Genomic DNA, 21401 nt, shown 5'->3' with positions numbered 1-21401 from the left:
TTCCCATACATTAGCGACGCAAGCCAAGGCTCTTGATTAGCTCACGGTAACGTGTAATGTCCTTATTACGAAGGTAGTTCAATAGGTTACGACGCTTACCTACCATTTTAAGCAATCCACGACGAGAGTGGTGGTCTTGCTTGTGAGCACGAAGGTGCTCGTTCAAAGTAGTGATCTGCTCTGTTAGTACAGCAATTTGTACTTCAGGAGATCCTGTGTCGTTGTCATGAGTTTTGTACTCATTGATTAGTTCTTGTTTACGTTCTTGTGTGATAGCCATTATAGCTACACCTCCTGGTAAAATTTAGAATTCCCTTTCCCCGAGCGGCCGTCGGAGTTACGTTCCGCCAAGCGAAGGTTCCATATTAAAGGGTACATTTTTTTCGAATGAATTGCAAGGAAAACCAACAAACTCTGATAAAAAACTATGCTTATGTTCCTAAGTAAGTCTCATTTCATACATCTAAAAATGAGTGCGTTAAAATACACGTACCGGCTTAATGAGACCGTTTTTTCGTGGATGCTGCTGGTAAATGGCCAAGACCTCCCCAGCATAGGTCACTGCAAATTGCTCTTCATGAACATGAGCAGGTTTATTGAAGACTTGTCCGTGTTTAATTTTATCCACCTGTTCCACATCGACTTCCCAGGAGTCCAAATGGGCAAGCCCTCTGGATAAAGGAAGTAGTAATTGTTCCCCTTTGCTTTCATCTACCACCTTTTGAATCTCATCGAAGGAATAGCAGTCTTCCTTTGTAATATCTGCTGTTTGTGTCCGTACCAAAGAGGACATGTGAGCGGCATATCCAAAAGACTTTCCAATGTCTACACATAGGGTCCTCACATAGGTGCCTTTGGAACAGATCACACGGAAAGAAAAAGTGAAGGTGTCGCCGTCGTGCTTAGGTTCAGGCGGCATCATTTCGATGTGTTTGATGTGTACTTCCCTTGAAGGTCGCTCCACTTCCAATCCTTCACGGGCATATTCATAAAGCTTCTTCCCGTTAACTTTCACCGCAGAGTACATGGGTGGTGTCTGCGTAATCCATCCTTTAAAAGTTCCAAGTACGTCGTTGATCGTTTCCATGGAAATGCGTTCATTAACCGGAGTTGTTTCCACCGTCGTACCTGTTGCATCCTCGGTGTCTGTTGCATACCCGAGCGTAACAGAAGCTTCATACACTTTATCTGTCTCTGTTAAAAAAGGAACGATTTTCGTCGCCTTCCCTACACAAAGAGGCAGCACCCCTTCTACTTCTGGGTCAAGCGTGCCTGTATGACCGACCTTTTTCGTTTTCAACATACCACGGGCCTTACTGACACAATCATGGGAAGTAAAACCCTTTGGCTTCCATAATGGAAGAATCCCATCCATTTACCTCTCACCTCGAAACTTTTTTATCCTATATAAAATCCGTGCTGGATCCAGCACGGATTTTACTGTCATTCTTCCGTATCGTTTAAATCGCGAAGAATCGTTTCAATACGATTTCCTCTTTCGATCGCTTCATCAAACTCAAACATAATTTCCGGAGTCTTACGCAGACGGATTCGCTGGCCGATCTCAGATCGGATGAACCCTTTCGCTTTCGCAAGACCTACGAGGGTATCATGTTTCTGTTTATCGTCACCCAATACAGAAATATAAACTTTTGCTTGTTGTAAATCACCTGTCACTTTCACTTCAGTAACGGTGACGAACCCTACACGTGGATCTTTGATTTTCTTACTGATGATGTCACTCATCTCTTTTTTCATCTGTTCTCCAACGCGGTTCGCTCTTAAATCGTTCATGTATACTCACCTCTTCTAACCAGACATCACAGCCATTCCTGATGGGTCTCTGTCCGTTCAAATTCAGGAAATGAATCAATGAAAGCCAAAGCTTGCTGCATCGTTTGTTCCGCAATCACCTTATCACTAGCAATCGTGACGAGGCCGATCCGAGTTCTCTGCCATAAGTCTTGATATTCAAGTTCACTTACAGCAATGTTGAACTCGTTCCTCAGCCTGGTCATGATGCGTTTCAAAACCGCACGCTTGTTTTTCAGTGACTGCGCATCATAAATGATACCATCCACTTCTACGCTTACGATCATTTACGTTCGATTTCCTGCATTTCAAATGGTTCAATGATGTCGCCTACTTTAATGTCATTGAAGTTCTTAATTGTAATTCCACATTCATATCCTTGTTGCACTTCTTTTGCATCATCTTTATACCGCTTCAGAGCATCGATTTCACCTTCGTAAATGACGACACCATCGCGAATGACACGGATACCGGAATTACGGCCGATTTTACCATCTGTAACATAAGAGCCGGCAATTGTACCGATCTTAGATACTTTGAAGATTTCACGGACTTCCACCTGACCGATGATTTTCTCTTCATATTCTGGATCGAGCATTCCTTTCATAGCCGCTTCGATCTCTTCCATCACCTTATAAATGATGTTGTGAAGGCGGATTTCTACATCTTCTGCCTCAGCTGCTTTTCTAGCATTCCCGTCAGGACGGACGTTAAAACCAATAACAATCGCATTGGAAGCAGAAGCCAGTGTAATGTCAGATTCTGTTATGGCACCGACACCTGTGTGAATAATTTTAACTTTCACACCTTCAACTTCAATCTTCTCAAGAGATCCAGCAAGGGCCTCTACTGATCCCTGCACATCGCCTTTAACAATCAGGTTGATTTCTTTAACATCGCCTTGTTTAATTTGATCAAACAAGTCGTCTAAGCTTACTTTTGCGTTAGAGCCACGGTTTTCTTCTAATTGTTTTTGAGCACGTGCTTCCCCTACAGAGCGCGCTTTCTTTTCATCATCAAAGACTAGGAAGCGGTCGCCTGCCTGAGGAACATTGTTTAACCCTGTGATTTCTACTGGTGTGGAAGGTCCGGCAACTTTTACGCGACGGCCGATATCGTTCACCATAGCACGTACGCGCCCCCAAGTATTCCCCACTACAATGGCGTCACTGACATTTAAGGTACCGTTCTGAACCAGCAATGTGGCTACAGGACCGCGTCCTTTATCCAATTCTGCTTCAATAACCGTACCATAAGCAGCTCGCTCAGGGTTGGCTTTCAATTCTTCCATCTCGGATACAAGACCGATCATTTCAACTAGATCGTCGATACCTTCTCCGTTAACGGCGGACATTTTGACAAAGATTGTTTCTCCACCAAAGTCTTCAGCAATCAGCTCATATTCCATAAGCTCCTGCATCACACGGTCAGGATTCGCGCCTTCTTTATCCATCTTATTGACCGCAACGATAATTGGTACTTCTGCCGCTTTCGCGTGACTGATGGCTTCTTTTGTCTGGGGCATAACTCCATCATCCGCAGCAACAACAAGGATGGCGATATCAGTCACTTGAGCACCACGGGAACGCATGCTTGTAAATGCAGCGTGACCTGGTGTATCAAGGAACGTAATTTTCTTGCCATTGTCTTCGATTTGGTAAGCACCAATATGCTGGGTGATTCCACCGGCTTCGCCTTCCGTCACTTTCGTGTTACGGATCTGGTCAAGAAGCGTCGTTTTTCCGTGGTCTACGTGACCCATGATGGTAACGACAGCAGGGCGGTCCTGCAAATCTTCAGGTTCGTCGGCGAACACCATGTTTTCAATGTCCGTCTCGTCCACAATGACCTCTTCTTCGACTTCTACACCGAATTCCTCACAAATTAGTTCAATGGAATCTCCATCAAGTTCCTGGTTAATGGTAGCCATTGTGCCTAGGAACATAAGCTTTTTGATGATTTCTGAAGAGTCCTTGTTCAGTTTTTCTGCAAGCTCTCCAACCGTGAGGCTGCCTGAATAAGTGATTTTTTCAGGTGTCTGCTTTTTAGACTTTTTAGGTGCTTGCTGCGGTGCAGGTTTGTTGTTCTTCTGGTTGTTGTTTCTTTGCTTTTTGTTTGCTGGCTTTTTATTATTGTTAGGCTTTTGAGACTTTGATTTATTCTGGTTTTGAGCTTTTGGTGCTTGGCCTTTTCCAAATGCCTGGTCCAGCTTCTTCGCTGCATCCTCTTCCAAAGTGGACATGTGGTTGTTCACTTCGATATTCAGATTTTGCAGTTTTTGAATCACTTGTTTACTAGATAGTTCGTTTTTCTTGGCATATTCGTATACGCGCATTTTACTCATAAAATCTTCACCCCCGAATAGATTCATCGAGTAGCGATTGCAACTTTTTCGCAAATCCTTGGTCAAGAACTGCGATCGCGACTCTCCCTGCCTTTCCGATAGCCTGTGATAATGTGTCTCGATCATCGACTTCATAGCAAGGTATTTCATAGAAGCTGCATTTATCTGTCAGCTTCTTTTTTGTTTGTTTCCCTGTATCATTGGCAATGAGGACGAGCTTAGCTTTTTGTCTTTGAATGTCTCGTACGATCGACTCCTCACCGAGCGTACACTTCCCGGCTCTAAGGGCCAGTCCCAACAGGTTCAAATAGCTGCCGCTCATGATGGGTCAGCCTTCACTTTTGCTCTCAATTCCTCGTAGATATTTGCATCCACCTTGGTTTTAAGGTGACGGTTCAGCACCTGTTGCTTTTCAGCCTGATCAATGATTTCTAGTTTTTTCATGAGATAGGCTCCGCGTCCATTCTTTTTTCCTGTGTCGTCCACAAAAACCTCTCCATCTTTGTTGCGCACTACACGGATCAATTGCTGTTTAGGAACCATTTCCTGTGTGACGACACATTTTCTTAATGGTTGTTTTTTGGAACGGGTCATCGTTCTCCCCCTCCTTAATCTTCAGACACTTCTTCGTCGAAAAAGTCTTCCTCTTCAACATCAGTCTCTTCTGTAGATAGAAGACCTTGTTCACGTGCTTCACTTTCACTCTTAATATCGATCTTCCAGCCTGTCAATTTAGCTGCAAGACGTGCGTTTTGACCACGTTTACCAATGGCAAGGGAAAGTTGATAATCAGGAACAATCACCGTTGTCGCCTTATCTTCCTCATCTACAAGCACTTCGACGACCTTAGAAGGGCTTAACGCATTCGACACATATTCAACGGGATCTTCAGACCATTGAACAATATCAATTTTTTCACCCTTCAGTTCATTTACGATAGCCTGAACACGTTGACCTCTTTGACCTACACAAGAGCCAACCGGATCGATTTCCTGATCTTCAGCATATACAGAGATTTTTGAACGGTCGCCGGCTTCACGCGCTACAGACATGACTTCGACTGTACCGTCATAAATTTCAGGTACTTCCATCTCAAACAAGCGCTTCAAAAGCCCTGGGTGTGTACGGGATACATAGATGTGTGGCCCTTTGTTGCTGTTTTCCACCTTCGTCACAAATACTTTGAGGCGATCATGGACTTCATAAGTCTCGGTCGGCATTTGCTCCCCTTCTGGAAGACGGGCTTCAATTTTCCCAAGATTTACATAGACGAAGCGGGGATCTTTCCTTTGGATGATCCCAGTCATGACGTCCTCTTCACGATCGACATATTCGCCGTAAATGATGCCGCGTTCCGCTTCACGGACACGCTGCGTGACGACTTGCTTAGCTGCTTGAGCTGCGATACGACCGAAGTCCATAGGTGTCACTTCTACTTCAATGACATCTTCAACCTCATAGTTCGGATCAATGTCTTTCGCTTCTTCTAAAGAGATCTCCTGCTGCGGATCCATGACTTCCTCAACGATTTCTTTTCGCGCAAGAACTTTCATGGCACTTTCTTCTTCATTAATATCCACACGGACGTTCGTTGCGGAATTGAAGTTTTTCTTATAAGCAGAAATCAATGCTGCTTCAAGTGCTTCCAATAAAAGATTTTTGTCGATGCCTTTTTCCTTTTCTAAATAATTCATGGCATCAAATAGTTCACTACTCAACAGTCTTCTCCCCCTTAATTAAACGTGACAGCTAAATTGGCTTTAGCAATCTTTTGATATGGTACTTCCAGTTGTTTCTTACGTGTTTTAATACGAATTTCTACAGTTGCCACGGAATTTTCAAAGGACTTCAGTGTACCTTCAAACTCCTTCTCCCCATCAATCGGTTCATATAGTTTCATATACACATACTCACCAACAAACTTCTTAAAGTCTGCTTCTGTCTTTAAAGGACGTTCTGCCCCTGGTGATGCAACTTCAAGAAAATACGGAATTTCAATGGGATCTTCTTCATCTAATTTTTCACTCAGTTGTTCAGATACTTGTCCGCATACTTCTATGTCCACACCGCCTTCTTTATCGATGAAAACGCGAAGGTACCAATTCTGACCTTCTTTCTTGTACTCAATATCGACAAGTTCGAGGTTCATATCCTCAAGGATCGGCTGGACAAGACGTTCTGTAACGGATGTAACATGATTGCTCATGCTCTTCCCTCCTTCGAACACAATGTAATGGTTAGTACTTATTATTATGGGATGTATTCGCTCATTTCATTAAGTAACGGGGGCCGTATATGCAGGTACCATGAGAAACCGCTATGACATAAGATCATAGCGGTTCATCTCGCGGGTACTAAAACCCCTCATGCATCGAAGTTTCTCCACAAGCAAGAGGCTGGAATATGACGAAAGAGTGGGTTGCCCCACTCTTTCGCCGTTCGTATCACTCTTCTCACCATAAAAAATATATCATAGATGCGTATTCTATGCAACAAAGGAAGAAACCAACAGCTTTTCCTATACCCTCAATTGACGTTATTTCATAAAACTCCCGCTTTTGTAAGACTTGATTTCGAGATGAATGTGACCAGAGACGAGGAGTGCGGGGGATGGCTCGCTTTCCACGGGAGTCTCGCCACTCTCCCACAGGAAATGAGTGGTCCCCAACCACCTCTGGCTGTCATTAAAACAACGAACCTTGAAAAATCTCGAAACTGAGTCTCAACTATGCTATTTCCTATAACAATGGAACGGCAATGTTATTTGTCGCAGAGCTGAGAAGTTAGAAAAGGGACAGTTGGTTTTCATCAGGCATTCCCTCTAAACATCCGAAGTTATCCAGATACTCAAGAACTGTTTTGGAAATACGACTCCGCTCTCTCAAGTCCTGCTTGGATAAAAATTCGCCTTCTTTTCGTGCATTGACGATATTGATGGCTGCGTTCGTGCCTAATCCATCGACGGCATTGAATGGTGGAATCAATTCATTACCTTCGACCAGGAAGTCCGTCGCACTGGATTGATACAGATCCACGTTTTTAAATCCATATCCTCTTTCACACATTTCAAGAGAAAGTTCAAGAACAGTCATCAAACTCTTTTCTTTCGGAGTAGCATCGAAGCCTTTATCCTGAATCTCTTTCATACGCTTACGGATGGCTTCGGAGCCTTTCATCATGGTTTCCAATTCGAAATCGCTCGCCCTGACGGTGAAATAAGCCGCATAGAAGTAGATCGGGTAGTGGACTTTGAAATAGGCAATCCTTACAGCCATCAGTACATAGGCAGCGGCGTGGGCTTTCGGGAACATGTATTTGATTTTCTTACAAGAATCAATGTACCAGTCCGGCACGCCATGTTTTTTCATTTCTTCAATCCACTCATCTTGAAGTCCTCGGCCTTTACGAACAAATTCCATGATCTTAAAGGCAAGGGAAGGATCGAGACCTTTGTGCATGAGGTACACCATAATATCGTCACGACACCCGATAACCTCGGGTAGTGTACATATGCCATCATTGATCAACTGTTCGGCATTTCCAAGCCATACGTCCGTTCCGTGTGACAGTCCGGAAATGATGACGAGTTCTGCGAATGTTTTCGGCTTGGTATCTTCTAGCATCTGCCTTACAAACCTTGTACCAAACTCCGGCACTCCGAGGGTCCCTGTTTTACACATAATCTGATCCGCCGTCACTCCCAGTGCTTCGGGACCACTGAAGATCTTCATCACTTCAGGATCATCGACCGGGATTTCCTTCTGATCAATTCCGCTGAGGTCCTGAAGCATACGAATAACGGTCGGGTCATCGTGACCAAGGATATCCAGTTTTAAAAGGTTATCGTGGATGGAGTGGAAGTCGAAGTGCGTCGTCTTCCATTCTGCTTTCGTATCATCCGCTGGGAACTGAATCGGTGAAAAATCATAGATCTCCATATCATCAGGGACTACGATAATTCCTCCGGGGTGCTGTCCGCTCGTCCTTTTCACACCAGTACAACCTTGAACAAGTCGGTCAATTTCAGCATTTTTATAAAGCAGCTGATGATCTCCTGCATACCCTTTTACATACCCGTACGCAGTTTTTTCTGCAATCGTACCAATCGTTCCGGCACGGAATACACTATCTTCTCCGAACAATTCTTTCGTATAGTTGTGCGCATGTGGCTGATATTCCCCAGAGAAATTCAAATCGATATCCGGAACCTTATCCCCTTTAAAACCGAGGAAGGTTTCGAAGGGAATGTCCTGACCGTCTTTCGTTAGTGAAGTACCACACTCCGGACAATCTTTTTCCTCAAGGTCAAAGCCGCTTCCGACAGATCCGTCTGTAAAGAATTCATTATATTGACATGACGGACACACGTAATGCGGTGGCAGTGGGTTCACTTCTGTAATGTCAGTCATTGTAGCAACGAAGGACGATCCGACAGAACCACGTGAACCAACGAGATAACCATCTTCCAGAGACTTGGTTACAAGTTTCTGTGAAATGAGATAGATAACCGCGAACCCGTTTCCGATGATACTATCAAGTTCTTTTTCCAACCGTTTGACGATCAAGTCAGGAATAGGCTCTCCGTAAATGCTGCGTGCTTTGTTGTAGGACATTTCACGAATCTCCTGATCCGCCCCTTCGATGTTAGGCGTATATAGATCATCCTTCACCGGAGAAACTTCACCAATCTGTTCTGAAATTTTATGAGTATTGGTTACGACTAACTCTGTGGCTTTGTCTTTTCCTAAGAAACCAAGTTCATCAATCATTTCATTCGTCGTTTTAAAGTGGACCTCCGGTAGTGTCTGCCTGTTCAGCGGGTTTCCATTTTGGGATGAAATAAGAATTTGACGGTACTGCTTTTCATGAGGCTCTACGTAGTGAGTGTTTCCTGTAGCCACCACTGTTTTCCCCATCCGTTCCGCCATAGCAACAAGCCTTTTCAAAATATCGAGAATTTGCGCTTCCGTCTGGACTAGATCTTTTTCCACTAAGTGATAGTAGTTCCCTGGCGGCTGAATTTCGATGTAATCATAAAATTCGGCCACTTTCTCTGCCTCTTCTTCTGATTTCTGCATCATCGTTTCAAAAACTTCCCCTTTGTCACAGCCGGAACCGACAAGGATTCCCTCACGGTTCTTCGCGAGAAGGGAGCGTGGAACGCGTGGAACACGGTAGAAGTAATTGACATGTGCTTCTGATACGAGACGATAGATGTTTTTTAGTCCCGTGCTGTTAGTGGCAAGCAGGGTACAATGGGAAGGTCGTGAACGTTGATACGCTTTTCCCTCACCCATATAATCGTTCAAGTTTTTATGGTTCGTAATCTCTTTTTCCATGGCTCGTTTTACGAGTTTCCAAAGTAAATACCCTGTTGCTTCAGCATCATAAATCGCCCGGTGGTGCTGGGTCAACTCAATATCGAATTTCTTACAAAGCGTATTTAAACGGTGATTTTTTAATTCCGGAACGAGAAAACGGGCGAGCTCTAACGTATCGATGACTGGATTCGTGGACTTCTCCAGTCCAGTTTTCTGATAACCAGCATTCAAAAAGCCCATATCGAAACTAGCGTTGTGAGCGACAAGGATGTCTTCTCCTGTCCATTCATGGAAGTCCTTGAGTACCTGTTCAATTTCAGGGGCATCCTTGACCATGTCATCCGTGATTCCCGTAAGGTCAATGGTTGTCTGAGATAAAGCTTGGTGCGGGTTGGCGAAGGATTCAAATCGATCGATGATTTCTCCACCCTGCACTTTGACGGCAGCTAGTTCTATGATCTTGTCGTAAACCGCGGATAGTCCAGTGGTCTCCACGTCAAAAACGACGTACACAGCATCCTCAAGATCACGATCCTGTTCTTCATACGCAATCGGGACCCCATCATCCACCAAATTTGCTTCTACACCATAAATGATCTTCACACCATTTTTCTGGCCTGCGGCATAGGCATCCGGATAAGCTTGGACGACTGCATGGTCTGTGATCGCAATCGCTTCATGTCCCCAGTCTGCCGCTTGCTTGATGAGACGTGACGGCGAAACAGGTGCATCCATCGCACTCATCGTAGTATGGGAGTGCAACTCAATCCTCTTCTCCCCTTCAGGCGCTTCATCTTCTCTCAACTTCGGTTTCACTTCATTGATGTCGTTGGCCATCATCGTCAATTCGTTCGTGAAGTTATCTGTCTGGATTCCCCCGCGGGCTTTAATCCACATACCTTCTTTGACATGCTTAAACAGTTCCGCATGATCGTCTCCGCGTGAAAACATCTTGATCGAAAAAGAGTCCGTATAATCGGTAACCTTCAAGAGTAATAAATGACGCCCGGAGCGAAGTTCTTTAATTTCCACATCAAAGATATATCCCTGGACAGCAATTTTCTTCTCTTCTTCCTGGATCTGCTCCATCGGAATGATGTCATCTTGAATTTTGTATCCAATTTCAAGCGGTCCTTTTGGTTTAGAGTCGTCTTTATCTTTAGCTCTTTCTTCTTGTTCTTTCACCGCTTGCTGGACAAGTATTTTATCTTCTTTTTGTCGTTCTTCCTGGAAACGTTTAATCTGTTCCGTTTCTTCTTTCACACGTGTGGAAAGCATGAACGAAGGAAGACCGCATTTAAGACAGAAAGTTTTTAGAGGTTCTTCCAACTTTTTCTGTATGGCATGGCTTTCGGCTAAGTTCCTGCAAGTTAACATAACCTTATTTCCGTTCACTTCAGGTTGCTGCTCCATCAATAAATCTTTGTAGCTTGGCGTTAAGTTCGTTAATGTTTTAATGAAGCTCTGCCAGTATTCCAGGACATCATTCATGGCGAGTTCTTTTTCTGATGTCTCAATTGTCCACGTTACGTCTGCAATGGAGCGGAAAGTCGCTACAAGTTTACTTGTAAATAAATCATAGACAGATGGCGGCAGGGGCTTTGGCATAAGAAAATGAAAATGCCATAATTTTTGTTCTCGGTAAACCACCAGTTTCTGCATGCTGCTGTCTTTAAAGTGAGGCTCTATTAGATCATGCGGGAACTGAATCTGTTCCAGCAAATAGTGCATTTTTTCCTTGTTGCTGACACTCAAACGGAATTCCTCCTCTTTCCTAACCCAACACCCGACATGGAAAAACCCTTGCTCTTTCCTTTAGCAAGGGTATAGTTTTCCAAGAAATATTAGGCTTTGTACCAGTTCTTTATATATTCTAAGACTTCACTAGTTTCTAATTCATTCTGATCGCCCGTTGCACGTTCCTTCACTTCGACAACGCCTTCACCGGCACGTTTTCCTACCGTAACCCTTACGGGTACACCGAAAAGGTCACTGTCGGCAAATTTCACACCGGCACGTTCTTTACGATCATCATATAAGACTTCGATCCCTGCATCAAGCAGTGTGTCATATAATTCATCTGCCAATTCTTTCTGTTCTTCTTTTTTAGGATTTAATGAAAGCAGATGGACTTGATATGGGGCAATATTCTTCGGCCATGTGATCCCTCTATCATCGTGGTATTGTTCCACGATTGCTGCAAGCGTACGGGATACGCCGATTCCGTAGGAGCCCATGATCATTGTCTTCGCTTTTCCTTGATCATTAAGGAAAGTCGCATTCATCCGCTCGGAATAAAATTCACCCAGTTTGAAGACATGTCCCACTTCAATCCCTCGGGCAAACTTGATGACTCCCTCTCCATCCGGTGATGGATCTCCTTCTTCAATAAATCGTAAATCAGCATAAGACTTGACCTCAAAGTCTCTTTCAGGTGTCGCATTCTTAAAGTGATAGCCTTCTTCATTAGCTCCACATGATACGTTAACCAAGGTTTCTACGGCATGATCGGCGACAACTTCCACTTCTTCAGGTACTCCAATTGGTCCAAGGGAACCAAACCCTGATCCGAGGAGGCGTTTTGTATCTTCTTCTGATGCCAGTTCAACGATATCTGCATCGTATAGGTTTTTCAACTTGACATCATTCACTTCATGATCCCCACGAGTAAGGGCGAGCACAAATTTCTCATCGACTTGGAAAAGAATCGACTTGATGCCTTCCTGTACATCATGTCCCAGGAATTCGGCTACATCCTTCATTGTCTTTTGACCTGGTGTTTCGACTTTCTCCAAAGTTTCAGGAGCAGCTGTGGACTTTTCATACGTTGCAACGACCGGGGCCATTTCAATGTTTGCTGCATAACGGGAAGTATCGGAATAGGCAATGACATCCTCACCTACTTCAGATAAAACCATAAACTCATGGGTATCTTTCCCGCCCATGGCTCCGGAGTCCGCGATGACAGCACGGAAGTTCAAACCGCAGCGTCTGAATACATTCGAATAGGCTTCGAACATTTTGTTATAGGTTTCATCTAGGCTTTCATAGGATTCATTAAAAGAATAGGCATCCTTCATTAAAAATTCTCTTCCTCGTAAAAGACCAAAGCGAGGACGGGCTTCATCACGGAATTTATTTTGAATTTGGAAAACCGTCAAAGGAAGCTGCTTATAACTTTTCACCTCATGTCTTACAAGACTTGTGATGACTTCTTCGTGAGTCGCTCCAAGGGCGAACTCCCGATTGTGACGGTCGTTCAAACGCATCAGTTCCGAACCGAACGTCGTCCAACGTCCCGTTTCCTTCCAAAGTTCGGAAGGCTCAAGAGCGGGCATCGCCATTTCATGGGCACCGATTTTTTCCATCTCTTCCCTTACGATATTTTCAACCTTACTTAATACTCGGCGGCCGATCGGAAGGAAGCTGTAAATGCCAGATGCAATTTGGCGTATGTAACCAGCGCGAACGAGGAGCTGGTGGCTCTTAATTTCAGCATCAGCAGGGTTTTCTTTAAGGGTAGGTATTAACATATGACTTTGTCTCATAAATGCACCTCAGTTCTATTTAATCAAAATTTATAAAAGGAGGAAATCACTAGTATCAAAGATTCCCTATCTTTTTGACGTTAATAAAAAGAAGCCGGAAGCCTGGGAATCGCCGATCACCTCAGGACTTCCAGCTATAAATCAATCACAAGAATAAACGTTGGATATCGTTCCATGTGACTACGAGCATCAATAACATAAGTAATGCAAACCCGATGAAATGTACGATCCCTTCTTTTTGAGGATCGATCGGTTTTCCTCTAAGCCCTTCAAGACCCACGAACAAAAGACGTCCTCCATCCAAAGCAGGGAGTGGAAGAAGGTTCACAATCCCGAGGTTAATACTTAAGATGGATGTCCACATGACGAAATTCGTAAATCCTGTGCGGACGACCTGGTCAGTGGCATCATATATGCCGACAGGTCCTGACAACATATCTAATGAAAATTGTCCAGTCACTAATTTCCCTAGATTCGTTAATATCAATGCTGACCAATCATAGGTCTGTGTAAATCCAAACGTTAATTTTTTCGCAAAAGATTCTTCAAAAGCTCGGGCGACACCTACTTGGCCGATCGTCGCTTCTCTACTTTCGACGGCGGCCGGGGTGACGTTCAACTGATTCGTTGCTCCTTCTCGATTGACCGTCAATGTCACTTCTTCCTCAGGATGAGCCCGGATGATGGTGGTGAATTCTTCCCATGTACTTACGGATTCACCATCCACTGCAACGATTTCATCACCAGCCTGCAAACCAGCCTGTGATGCTGGTGAGTTGTCCTGGATTTCTCCGAGCTTGGCTTCATTTGAAGGGACACCTTGAATGAAGCCAAGAATCATGAACAATACAATAGCCAAAACGAAGTTCATCATGGGCCCTGCGAAAAGCTGCATCGCACGCTGCGGGACAGACTTGGATGCGAATTGTCGGTTGTAAGGAGCAATTTGCGTTTCTTTTTCATCCATGACGAACATTGCTTTTTGATCTACTTCAAAGAAGAGTTTTTCATCTTCATCGATTTCATAACCTTCAATGACAAGGCGATGATCTAAATCCGCTCGTTCGACTTCAATCACACGTGCGTGCGGATGCTTGTCTTTATTGTTTACGATGATTTTATTTACTTTCCCCGCTTCATTGAATTCAAGACCAATATGATGGCCTGCTTTCAATTCTACGATTTCTGGATCTTCACCTGCAACTCGAACATAACCGCCAATGGGAAGAAGACGGATTGTATAAAGAGTTTCATTTCGAGTGAATGCAAAAATCTTAGGTCCAAATCCTATCGCAAATTCCCTTGCGAGCATTCCCGACCGTTTGGCAAATATGAGATGCCCCCACTCATGCACGAACACCAAAAGTCCGAACATAAGAATAAATGCAACCACTGTAGTCAAATGAAGCACCTTCCTTTTTAGCTCTCATTGTTCTATGGATGTGAATAGCGGAAGTGAACCATCAACGTTTAGACGGCCGCATGAACTTCTCCAACAACCAGAGCTCTTAATTTATTTGGAAACGAACTCTTTCCCTCGTTTCCTTATCTATAGAAATTATGGTAGACAAGTCAGGGTTATGAATCCTGTCATGGTTTTCTAATGCTTGACCGATGTATTTTTCAATATCAAGAAAGGAGATTCTGCCTTCGAGGAACTGCTGCACAGCTTCTTCGTTAGCCGCATTCAAGACTGTCGGCATGGATCCGCCTGCTCTTCCTGCTTCAAATGCCATTCTCAAGCAAGGAAAACGATCCATGTCCATCTTTTGAAAATTCAACGTTGCGATCTCTTCCAAATTCAAGTTTTTGGTGATCGGAAGCTCTTTCCTTTCAGGATAGGTCAATGCGTACTGGATAGGAACTTTCATATCCGGTGTTCCTAATTGTGCAATGACATTCCTATCCACATATTCAACCATGGAATGGATGACACTTTCTCTATGAAGAATAACATGAATTTGGTCATAAGGTACATCAAAAAGCCAGTGTGCCTCAATAACTTCTAATCCTTTGTTCATCATAGATGCAGAATCAATGGTGATTTTCGCCCCCATCTTCCAATTTGGATGGTTCAATGCATCATCCACTGTCACTCCGACAAGTTCTTGCCTTGTTTGATCTCTGAAGCTTCCGCCAGATGCGGTAATGATAAGTTTATTGATGTCTTTCCTCTGCTCACCGTTCAATGCCTGAAAAATTGCTGAATGTTCACTGTCTACAGGGAGAAGGTTGACCTCATGCTTTTTAGCTTCTTCCATAACGAGATGCCCCGCTGTCACGAGCGTTTCCTTGTTCGCAATCGCGATTTGTTTTTTCGATTGAATCGCTTTTAAAGTCGCTGGTAATCCGATACTCCCCATGACTGCGTTTACGACTACATCTACAGGTTCGGCTACACTTGCCTCAATTAAACCTTCTCCACCACAAAGAATTTGTGAGTGAGTCACTTCTTTTTCCAGTTTTTTCTTCGTTTCTTCATCTTGAACGACAATCATGGCAGGTTCGAACTCTCGAATCAAAGGAAGAGCTTTTTCTACGTTTCTCCCAAACCCCATGGCATATAAAGAAAATTGATCTGGATGCAACCGAAGTACATCAAGGGTTTGAATTCCAATTGAACCCGTTGCCCCAAGTAATGATACTTGCTTCATTGTTCCATGGCCCCTCTCTCCTATGAAATAAAGTTAATCAAATGCAAGATCGGTAAAATGAAGATCAGACTGTCAAACCGATCCAATACACCCCCGTGTCCGGGCAGGATTTTCCCTGAATCTTTCACTGCATAGTGCCGTTTGAATGCCGATTCAACGAGGTCCCCTATTTGTCCTGCAATCGATACAAGTACAGTGACAAGTAACACGATAATCATCGAATGTTCAAGAGGATAAACCAACTGGAAAATCAGTGCGACTATACAGGCAAGGATGATCCCACCAACGGAGCCCTCGATTGTCTTCTTTGGACTGATTTGCGGCCAAAGCTTATGTTTACCTAAAGCACGACCAAACAGGTAAGCACCTGTGTCTGTTGCCCAAACGACAAACAATGCAAAGAAGATATATTCCAGTCCCTCTTGCCGTGTCTCCATTAAATAATTGAATCCCATTCCAATATAGATGGCTGATAATAATAGAAATCCAGCATCATCAAAAGTGAAACGGTTTTTGACAAGTACTGTGTAACTTAACAGTACGAGTACCGCCAGTAGTGTAATTTCGGATTTTGTAATGAGGTCCTCTGAGCTGATGGTTTCATCGAATACCTCATACGGGAACATCAGGGCCCACATCAGAAGCAAACCAAGTCCAGAGGCTACCGAATAGCGGGCTATTTTTTTCATACGTACCAACTCAAGCAATGCGATGCTTGCAATGATATACACAAACGCCTTGAAAGGCCATCCCCCCAACATGACGATTGGAAGGAAAATGAGTGCTGCAACGATAGCTGTAATTGTTCTTTGTTTCATAAGTCTTTTTCACACCTTATACTCCGCCGAAACGACGTTTACGATTTTGGAAGTCATAAAGAGCTTTTTCAAAATGACTTTCATCAAAGTCCGGCCAATAAACCTCTGTAAACCAAAATTCAGCATAGGCCAGCTGCCATAATAAGAAGTTTGACAACCTCTGTTCTCCACTCGTCCGGATAAGCAGATCAGGTTCAATCAACTCTGACGTGTACAATTCTTGAGAGAACATGGATTCGTCAATGTCTGAAATGTCCATTTCTCCTTTTTGTACTTTAGAAGCAATTTGCTTGACTGCATGCACCATCTCATAACGACTTCCATAATTCAGCGCAAAATTGAGAATCAGCCCATTATTGTCCTTCGTTTTTTCCATAGCTTCTTTGACGGCCTTTTGAGTATGGGCAGGGAGGACATCGAAATCACCGATGGTCCGGACTTGGACATTTCGCTCGATCAGTTCAGGCAAATATGTACTTAGAAAATCGACAGGAAGCTTCATAAGAAAGTCTACCTCATTTTTCGGGCGTTTCCAATTTTCCGTAGAAAAAGCATAAAGGGTAAGAACCTTCACACCGACATCTGAAGCGTATCGAACGATTCTCTTCACGACGCCCATGCCCTCTTTATGTCCGGCAATCCGAGGCATTCCTCTATTCTTCGCCCATCTTCCATTTCCGTCCATAATAATCGCAACATGTTGAGGAATATGGTTTTCTTCAAGGCCTAATGGCTCGGTGCGGGGCTGCTTTTTATCTTTCTTGAATGGAAACTTGATAGGCATGTTCAATCCTCCAGTCCAATTGTTCCATCTATTTATTATATACTAAATTCAAATATATTGCCGAAATCCTTAAAGAGACTCAAGGAACACACGTATTTACACGAATCGTGAAACATCATGTCACGACTGCCTACGTGCTCAAGCCTATTGATGAAAGTCTCCACAGGATGTTTTCCTCCTCAAGTAAATGTTTGAGGCTAAACTAAAATAAAAGCCGCGCTGCCAAACATCTACAGCGCGGCTTGATACACCTTAAGGCATATAAAATTGAAGAATCATACTTCCATGATTTCCTCTTCTTTTGTTTTTGCAAGTTGATCGATTTTCTCAACGTGCTGGTCTGTGACCTTCTGTACGTCATCCTGGTAAGAACGAAGATCATCTTCCGTTAGCTCGCCATCTTTTTCAAGCTTTTTAAGACGGTCATTGGAGTCACGGCGAATGTTACGGATTTGTACCTTCGCCTCCTCAGAATACTTCCCTACAACTTTAGCAAGGTCTTTACGACGTTCTTCTGTCAGTGCAGGAATGTTGATTCTTACAACATTTCCGTCACTAGAAGGAGACAAGCCAAGGTCTGCTTTTTGAATCGCTTTTTCAATTTCTGCAATCGCACTCTTATCATATGGTGTAATGACAAGTAAACGCGGTTCAGGTGCAGAGACTTGTGCCAGTTGATTCAATGGAGTCGCGGCTCCGTAGTAATCCACGTACACGTTATCAAGAATTGAAGGATTCGCACGTCCTGCGCGGACCGTTGCAAGCTGACGAGAGAAAGCTTGTGTCGCTTGTTCCATTTGTTGCTTCGTTTCATTAATTACTGCATCAGACATAATTATTTCCCCCTCACAATAGTTCCAATATTTTCGCCCATTACGGCTTTCTTGATGTTTCCGTCTTCTGTAATTGAGAATACCAATAAATCGATATCGTTGTCCATACATAATGATGAAGCTGTAGAATCCATGACCCCAAGACCCTCGTTCAAAACGTCCATGTAAGAGAGCTGATCGTACTTCACAGCATCTTCATTGGTTTTAGGATCATCTGTATAAACACCGTCTACATTGTTCTTCGCCATTAAGATTACATCCGCTTCCACTTCTGCAGCTCTTAGAGCAGCTGTTGTGTCCGTAGAGAAGTATGGGTTCCCTGTCCCAGCCGCAAAAATGACGACGCGTTTCTTTTCCAGATGACGAATCGCTTTTCTGCGGATGTATGGTTCCGCTACTTGTCTCATTTCAATGGAAGTTTGGACACGGGTCGGAATCCCTAAGTTTTCCAGACTATCCTGAAGGGCAAGAGAGTTCATGACCGTTGCAAGCATCCCCATATAATCAGCGTTTGCACGATCCATTCCCATCTCGGCTCCTACTTTACCGCGCCAGATGTTTCCACCTCCGACGACGACAGCGACTTCCACACCGAGTTCAGCCACTTCTTTGACCTGACGGGAGACTGATTTGATGATGCTGGGTTCTAGTCCAAACCCTGCTTCTCCACTTAAAGCCTCTCCACTTAGTTTTAATACGATACGACGATAGCGAGCAGTAGTCATAGTTACCTCCCGTGTTTTAACTGTATTCCTCTACATTTTCTTGCACATCGTTCTGCAATTATGTAGCATGTTTGAAAATAGGGAACACCGGAAGTGTCCCCTATTTTCCATGTTCATTATTTTTTAACCTGGTTCATAACTTCATCCGCGAAGTTTTCTTCGCGTTTCTCCATACCTTCACCAACTTCGAAGCGGTCGAAACCAGTGATTTGGCCACCAGTAGATGCTACGAATTGTTTTACTTTCTGGTCTGGATCTTTAACAAAGCTTTGGTCAAGCAGGCAGATTTCTTCGAAGAACTTGTTCAAACGGCCTTCGACCATTTTTTCAACGATGTTTTCAGGCTTGCCTTCGTTCATCGCTTGCGTTTTAAGCATTTCACGCTCTTTGTCTGCTTCTTCTGCAGGAATTTCTTCACGGGAAACATAACGAGGGTTTACAGCTGCTACGTGCATCGCAACGTCTTTCGCTGCAGACTCATCTGTAGAACCTTCAAGAACAGTCAACACACCGATGTTTCCGCCCATGTGAAGGTAAGCACCGAATGCATCGTTATCCGTTTTCTCTTTGATAACGAAACGACGAAGGGAAATCTTTTCACCGATTTTCGCTACGCGTTCTGTGATATAGCTGCTTAGTACTTCTCCATCACCGTGAAGCTTCTGTTCTAGAGCTTCTTCAACTGTTGCAGGCTTTTGAGAAAGCAAGTGCTGACCTAGGTCTTTAAGCAAGTCTTTGAACTGGTCGTTCTTTGTAACGAAGTCCGTTTCACAGTTCACTTCGAAAAGTACAGCCGTGTTACCGGAAATTTCAATTGCAGCAGAACCTTCCGCAGCAATACGGTCAGCTTTCTTAGCTGCCTTGGAAATTCCCTTCTCACGCAACCATTCCATTGCTTTATCCATGTCACCATCAGTTTCAGTGAGTGCTTTCTTACAGTCCATCATTCCAGCACCCGTTTTTTCACGAAGTTCTTTTACCATTTTAGCATTTACAGCCATTGTAAAGCCTCCTTATTAGTTGCATATAAGTATAGCTCTTGCGCTTTGGAACGCTTGAGCTGTTACGGATTCTTTAAAAAAGGTGATAAAGGTATACCCCCTTATCACCTTTTGACCCATCTTACTCTTGAGCAGCTTCTACAGCAGCTTCAGTTTCTTCCGTTGTTTCTGTTTCTTCCCCTTGCTTAGCTTCAAGGACAGCGTCTGCCATCTTAGAAGTCAACAATTTAACGGCACGGATTGCATCATCGTTCGCAGGGATGACATAATCGATTTCGTCTGGGTCACAGTTCGTATCAACGATACCTACAACTGGAATATTCAATTTGTGAGCTTCAGCAATTGCGATGCGCTCTTTACGAGGGTCGATCACGAACATTGCGTCCGGAAGGCTCTTCATTTCTTTAATACCGCCTAGGAATTTAACAAGACGATCTTTTTCTTTAAGCATGTCGACGACTTCTTTTTTAGGAAGTACATCGAATGTACCGTCTTCTTCCATGCGCTCAATGTCTTTAAGACGGTTGATACGCTTACGGATGGTTTCAAAGTTTGTCAGGGTACCACCCAACCAACGTTGGTTGATGTAATACATGCCACAACGAGTCGCCTCGTCGCGAACTGTATCCTGAGCTTGTTTTTTAGTACCTACGAAAAGAATGTTACCGCCGTCAGCAGCGACCTCTTTGACATAGTTAAATGCTTCATCAACTTTCTTGACCGTTTTTTGCAGGTCGATGATGTAGATCCCGTTACGCTCCGTGAAGATGTATTTTTTCATCTTTGGATTCCAGCGACGGGTTTGGTGTCCAAAGTGAACACCAGCTTCAAGTAGCTGTTTCATAGAAATTACAGACATGATAATTCCTCCTGTTTGGTTTTTTTAGTATCCTCCGCCTCTTTCATCTTCTCTAGTGAACTCTATAAAAGAGCAACCTCACTTGAGAATCCAAAGGCGTGCGTATTGACACCGTCAGTAAATATATCATAACAGAACGGGGCATTCAAGTTTTTTTCATAGGTTTTTGATGAAATTTGAGGAGTAATTCGATTTCTGTCTTTCCTTTATCCATCATTTTTGCAATTTCCTCTATACTATAACCTTTTTCTTTCAAATCCAATACCTGTGAATGAAAAGAGGGCTTATAGCTTTCTGTTTCTTCCAACTTGGGCGGGGTATAGGTAGAGGAAGTCTGATTCTTTGTGATGTCTTCTTTATCCAGATGAATCTTTCCCCTTTCCCCTTCGTCTTCTGTTTGAGAATCATGAAAGGCAGAGGAGTGACGGTTCTTCCTGACTAGGCTTTCCATTCTTTTATTTTCTTCTTTAATTTCCATTAAATACGAAGTGAAAAGATCCTCAATTTCTGCTGCCACTTGTTTTTGTCTAAGCTCAAGTTCTTCTGTTCTGCGGACCTTCTTCATTATAATAAAGAGTGAAAAGAGCAGAACACCATCAATAATAAAACTGAAAATCAATAAAAATCCTGTCATTTCTATCCACACCATTCATTTCTGTTCCATTTATGTAGGGGCTCACAATCACCGCTGCACTGCCTTCT

The 21401-nt window shown here is 43.6% G+C and carries 20 protein-coding genes; all 20 read right to left on the bottom strand.

The window, feature by feature from the left end; genetic code table 11:
* Positions 1-10 precede the first annotated feature (10 nt).
* The 20 genes from rpsO to J0K78_RS01255 all read right to left on the bottom strand — a co-directional run bounded on the left by rpsO (position 11) and on the right by J0K78_RS01255 (position 21333).
* Entirely contained in the window at positions 11-280 is a 270-nt protein-coding gene (rpsO, locus tag J0K78_RS01350) for a 30S ribosomal protein S15 (RefSeq protein WP_128522718.1), read from the bottom strand.
* Positions 281-478: 198 nt separating this feature from the next.
* Positions 479-1375, bottom strand: coding sequence for a tRNA pseudouridine(55) synthase TruB (gene truB / locus J0K78_RS01345; protein WP_206945071.1), 897 nt, complete (start codon positions 1373-1375; stop codon positions 479-481).
* Positions 1376-1443: 68 nt separating this feature from the next.
* Positions 1444-1794, bottom strand: coding sequence for a 30S ribosome-binding factor RbfA (rbfA, locus tag J0K78_RS01340; RefSeq protein ID WP_075037583.1), 351 nt, complete (start codon positions 1792-1794; stop codon positions 1444-1446).
* Positions 1795-1820: 26 nt separating this feature from the next.
* On the bottom strand, positions 1821-2099 hold the full coding sequence (locus J0K78_RS01335; protein ID WP_146816380.1) for a DUF503 domain-containing protein: 279 nt from the start codon (positions 2097-2099) through the stop codon (positions 1821-1823).
* On the bottom strand, positions 2096-4156 hold the full coding sequence (infB, locus tag J0K78_RS01330; protein WP_206945070.1) for a translation initiation factor IF-2: 2061 nt from the start codon (positions 4154-4156) through the stop codon (positions 2096-2098). The genes J0K78_RS01335 and infB overlap by 4 nt, the downstream gene beginning before the upstream one ends.
* 7 nt (positions 4157-4163) lie before the next feature.
* A complete protein-coding gene (locus J0K78_RS01325; RefSeq protein ID WP_160913265.1) occupies positions 4164-4478 on the bottom strand; it encodes a YlxQ family RNA-binding protein in 315 nt (104 codons plus the stop codon).
* The gene (gene rnpM, locus J0K78_RS01320; protein WP_206945069.1) at positions 4475-4750 is read right to left on the bottom strand and encodes an RNase P modulator RnpM; all 276 of its coding nucleotides are present in this window, start codon (positions 4748-4750) and stop codon (positions 4475-4477) included. The genes J0K78_RS01325 and rnpM overlap by 4 nt, the downstream gene beginning before the upstream one ends.
* A gap of 14 nt (positions 4751-4764) precedes the next feature.
* Entirely contained in the window at positions 4765-5874 is a 1110-nt protein-coding gene (gene nusA, locus J0K78_RS01315) for a transcription termination factor NusA (protein ID WP_206945068.1), read from the bottom strand.
* A gap of 14 nt (positions 5875-5888) precedes the next feature.
* A complete protein-coding gene (gene rimP / locus J0K78_RS01310) occupies positions 5889-6362 on the bottom strand; it encodes a ribosome maturation factor RimP (protein WP_206945067.1) in 474 nt (157 codons plus the stop codon).
* Between the two features lie 577 nt (positions 6363-6939).
* Positions 6940-11232, bottom strand: a complete 4293-nt coding sequence (locus tag J0K78_RS01305; protein ID WP_206945066.1) for a PolC-type DNA polymerase III — start codon at positions 11230-11232, stop codon at positions 6940-6942.
* A gap of 89 nt (positions 11233-11321) precedes the next feature.
* On the bottom strand, positions 11322-13025 hold the full coding sequence (locus J0K78_RS01300) for a proline--tRNA ligase (RefSeq protein ID WP_206945065.1): 1704 nt from the start codon (positions 13023-13025) through the stop codon (positions 11322-11324).
* 145 nt (positions 13026-13170) lie between these two features.
* Positions 13171-14427 (bottom strand): RIP metalloprotease RseP, encoded by a 1257-nt coding sequence (rseP, locus tag J0K78_RS01295; RefSeq protein ID WP_206945064.1) that lies wholly within the window; start codon positions 14425-14427, stop codon positions 13171-13173.
* 106 nt (positions 14428-14533) lie between these two features.
* The gene (gene dxr / locus J0K78_RS01290; RefSeq protein WP_206945063.1) at positions 14534-15679 is read right to left on the bottom strand and encodes a 1-deoxy-D-xylulose-5-phosphate reductoisomerase; all 1146 of its coding nucleotides are present in this window, start codon (positions 15677-15679) and stop codon (positions 14534-14536) included.
* Between the two features lie 20 nt (positions 15680-15699).
* Entirely contained in the window at positions 15700-16497 is a 798-nt protein-coding gene (locus tag J0K78_RS01285; protein WP_206945062.1) for a phosphatidate cytidylyltransferase, read from the bottom strand.
* Between the two features lie 16 nt (positions 16498-16513).
* Entirely contained in the window at positions 16514-17281 is a 768-nt protein-coding gene (locus J0K78_RS01280; RefSeq protein ID WP_206945061.1) for an undecaprenyl pyrophosphate synthase, read from the bottom strand.
* A gap of 275 nt (positions 17282-17556) precedes the next feature.
* Positions 17557-18114, bottom strand: a complete 558-nt coding sequence (gene frr / locus J0K78_RS01275) for a ribosome recycling factor (protein ID WP_089652385.1) — start codon at positions 18112-18114, stop codon at positions 17557-17559.
* A 2-nt stretch (positions 18115-18116) separates the two neighbouring features.
* On the bottom strand, positions 18117-18839 hold the full coding sequence (gene pyrH / locus J0K78_RS01270) for a UMP kinase (protein ID WP_089652386.1): 723 nt from the start codon (positions 18837-18839) through the stop codon (positions 18117-18119).
* Between the two features lie 116 nt (positions 18840-18955).
* A complete protein-coding gene (gene tsf / locus J0K78_RS01265) occupies positions 18956-19840 on the bottom strand; it encodes a translation elongation factor Ts (protein ID WP_160913246.1) in 885 nt (294 codons plus the stop codon).
* Positions 19841-19961: 121 nt separating this feature from the next.
* Positions 19962-20699 (bottom strand): 30S ribosomal protein S2, encoded by a 738-nt coding sequence (gene rpsB / locus J0K78_RS01260; protein ID WP_074734064.1) that lies wholly within the window; start codon positions 20697-20699, stop codon positions 19962-19964.
* Between the two features lie 145 nt (positions 20700-20844).
* The gene (locus J0K78_RS01255) at positions 20845-21333 is read right to left on the bottom strand and encodes a DUF6115 domain-containing protein (RefSeq protein WP_206945060.1); all 489 of its coding nucleotides are present in this window, start codon (positions 21331-21333) and stop codon (positions 20845-20847) included.
* Positions 21334-21401 lie beyond the last annotated feature (68 nt).

It is taken from the genome of Halobacillus sp. GSS1, from assembly GCF_017307035.1.
GTDB lineage: Bacteria > Bacillota > Bacilli > Bacillales > Halobacillaceae > Halobacillus > Halobacillus litoralis.
This window is presented reverse-complemented; position numbering and strand designations above follow the sequence as displayed.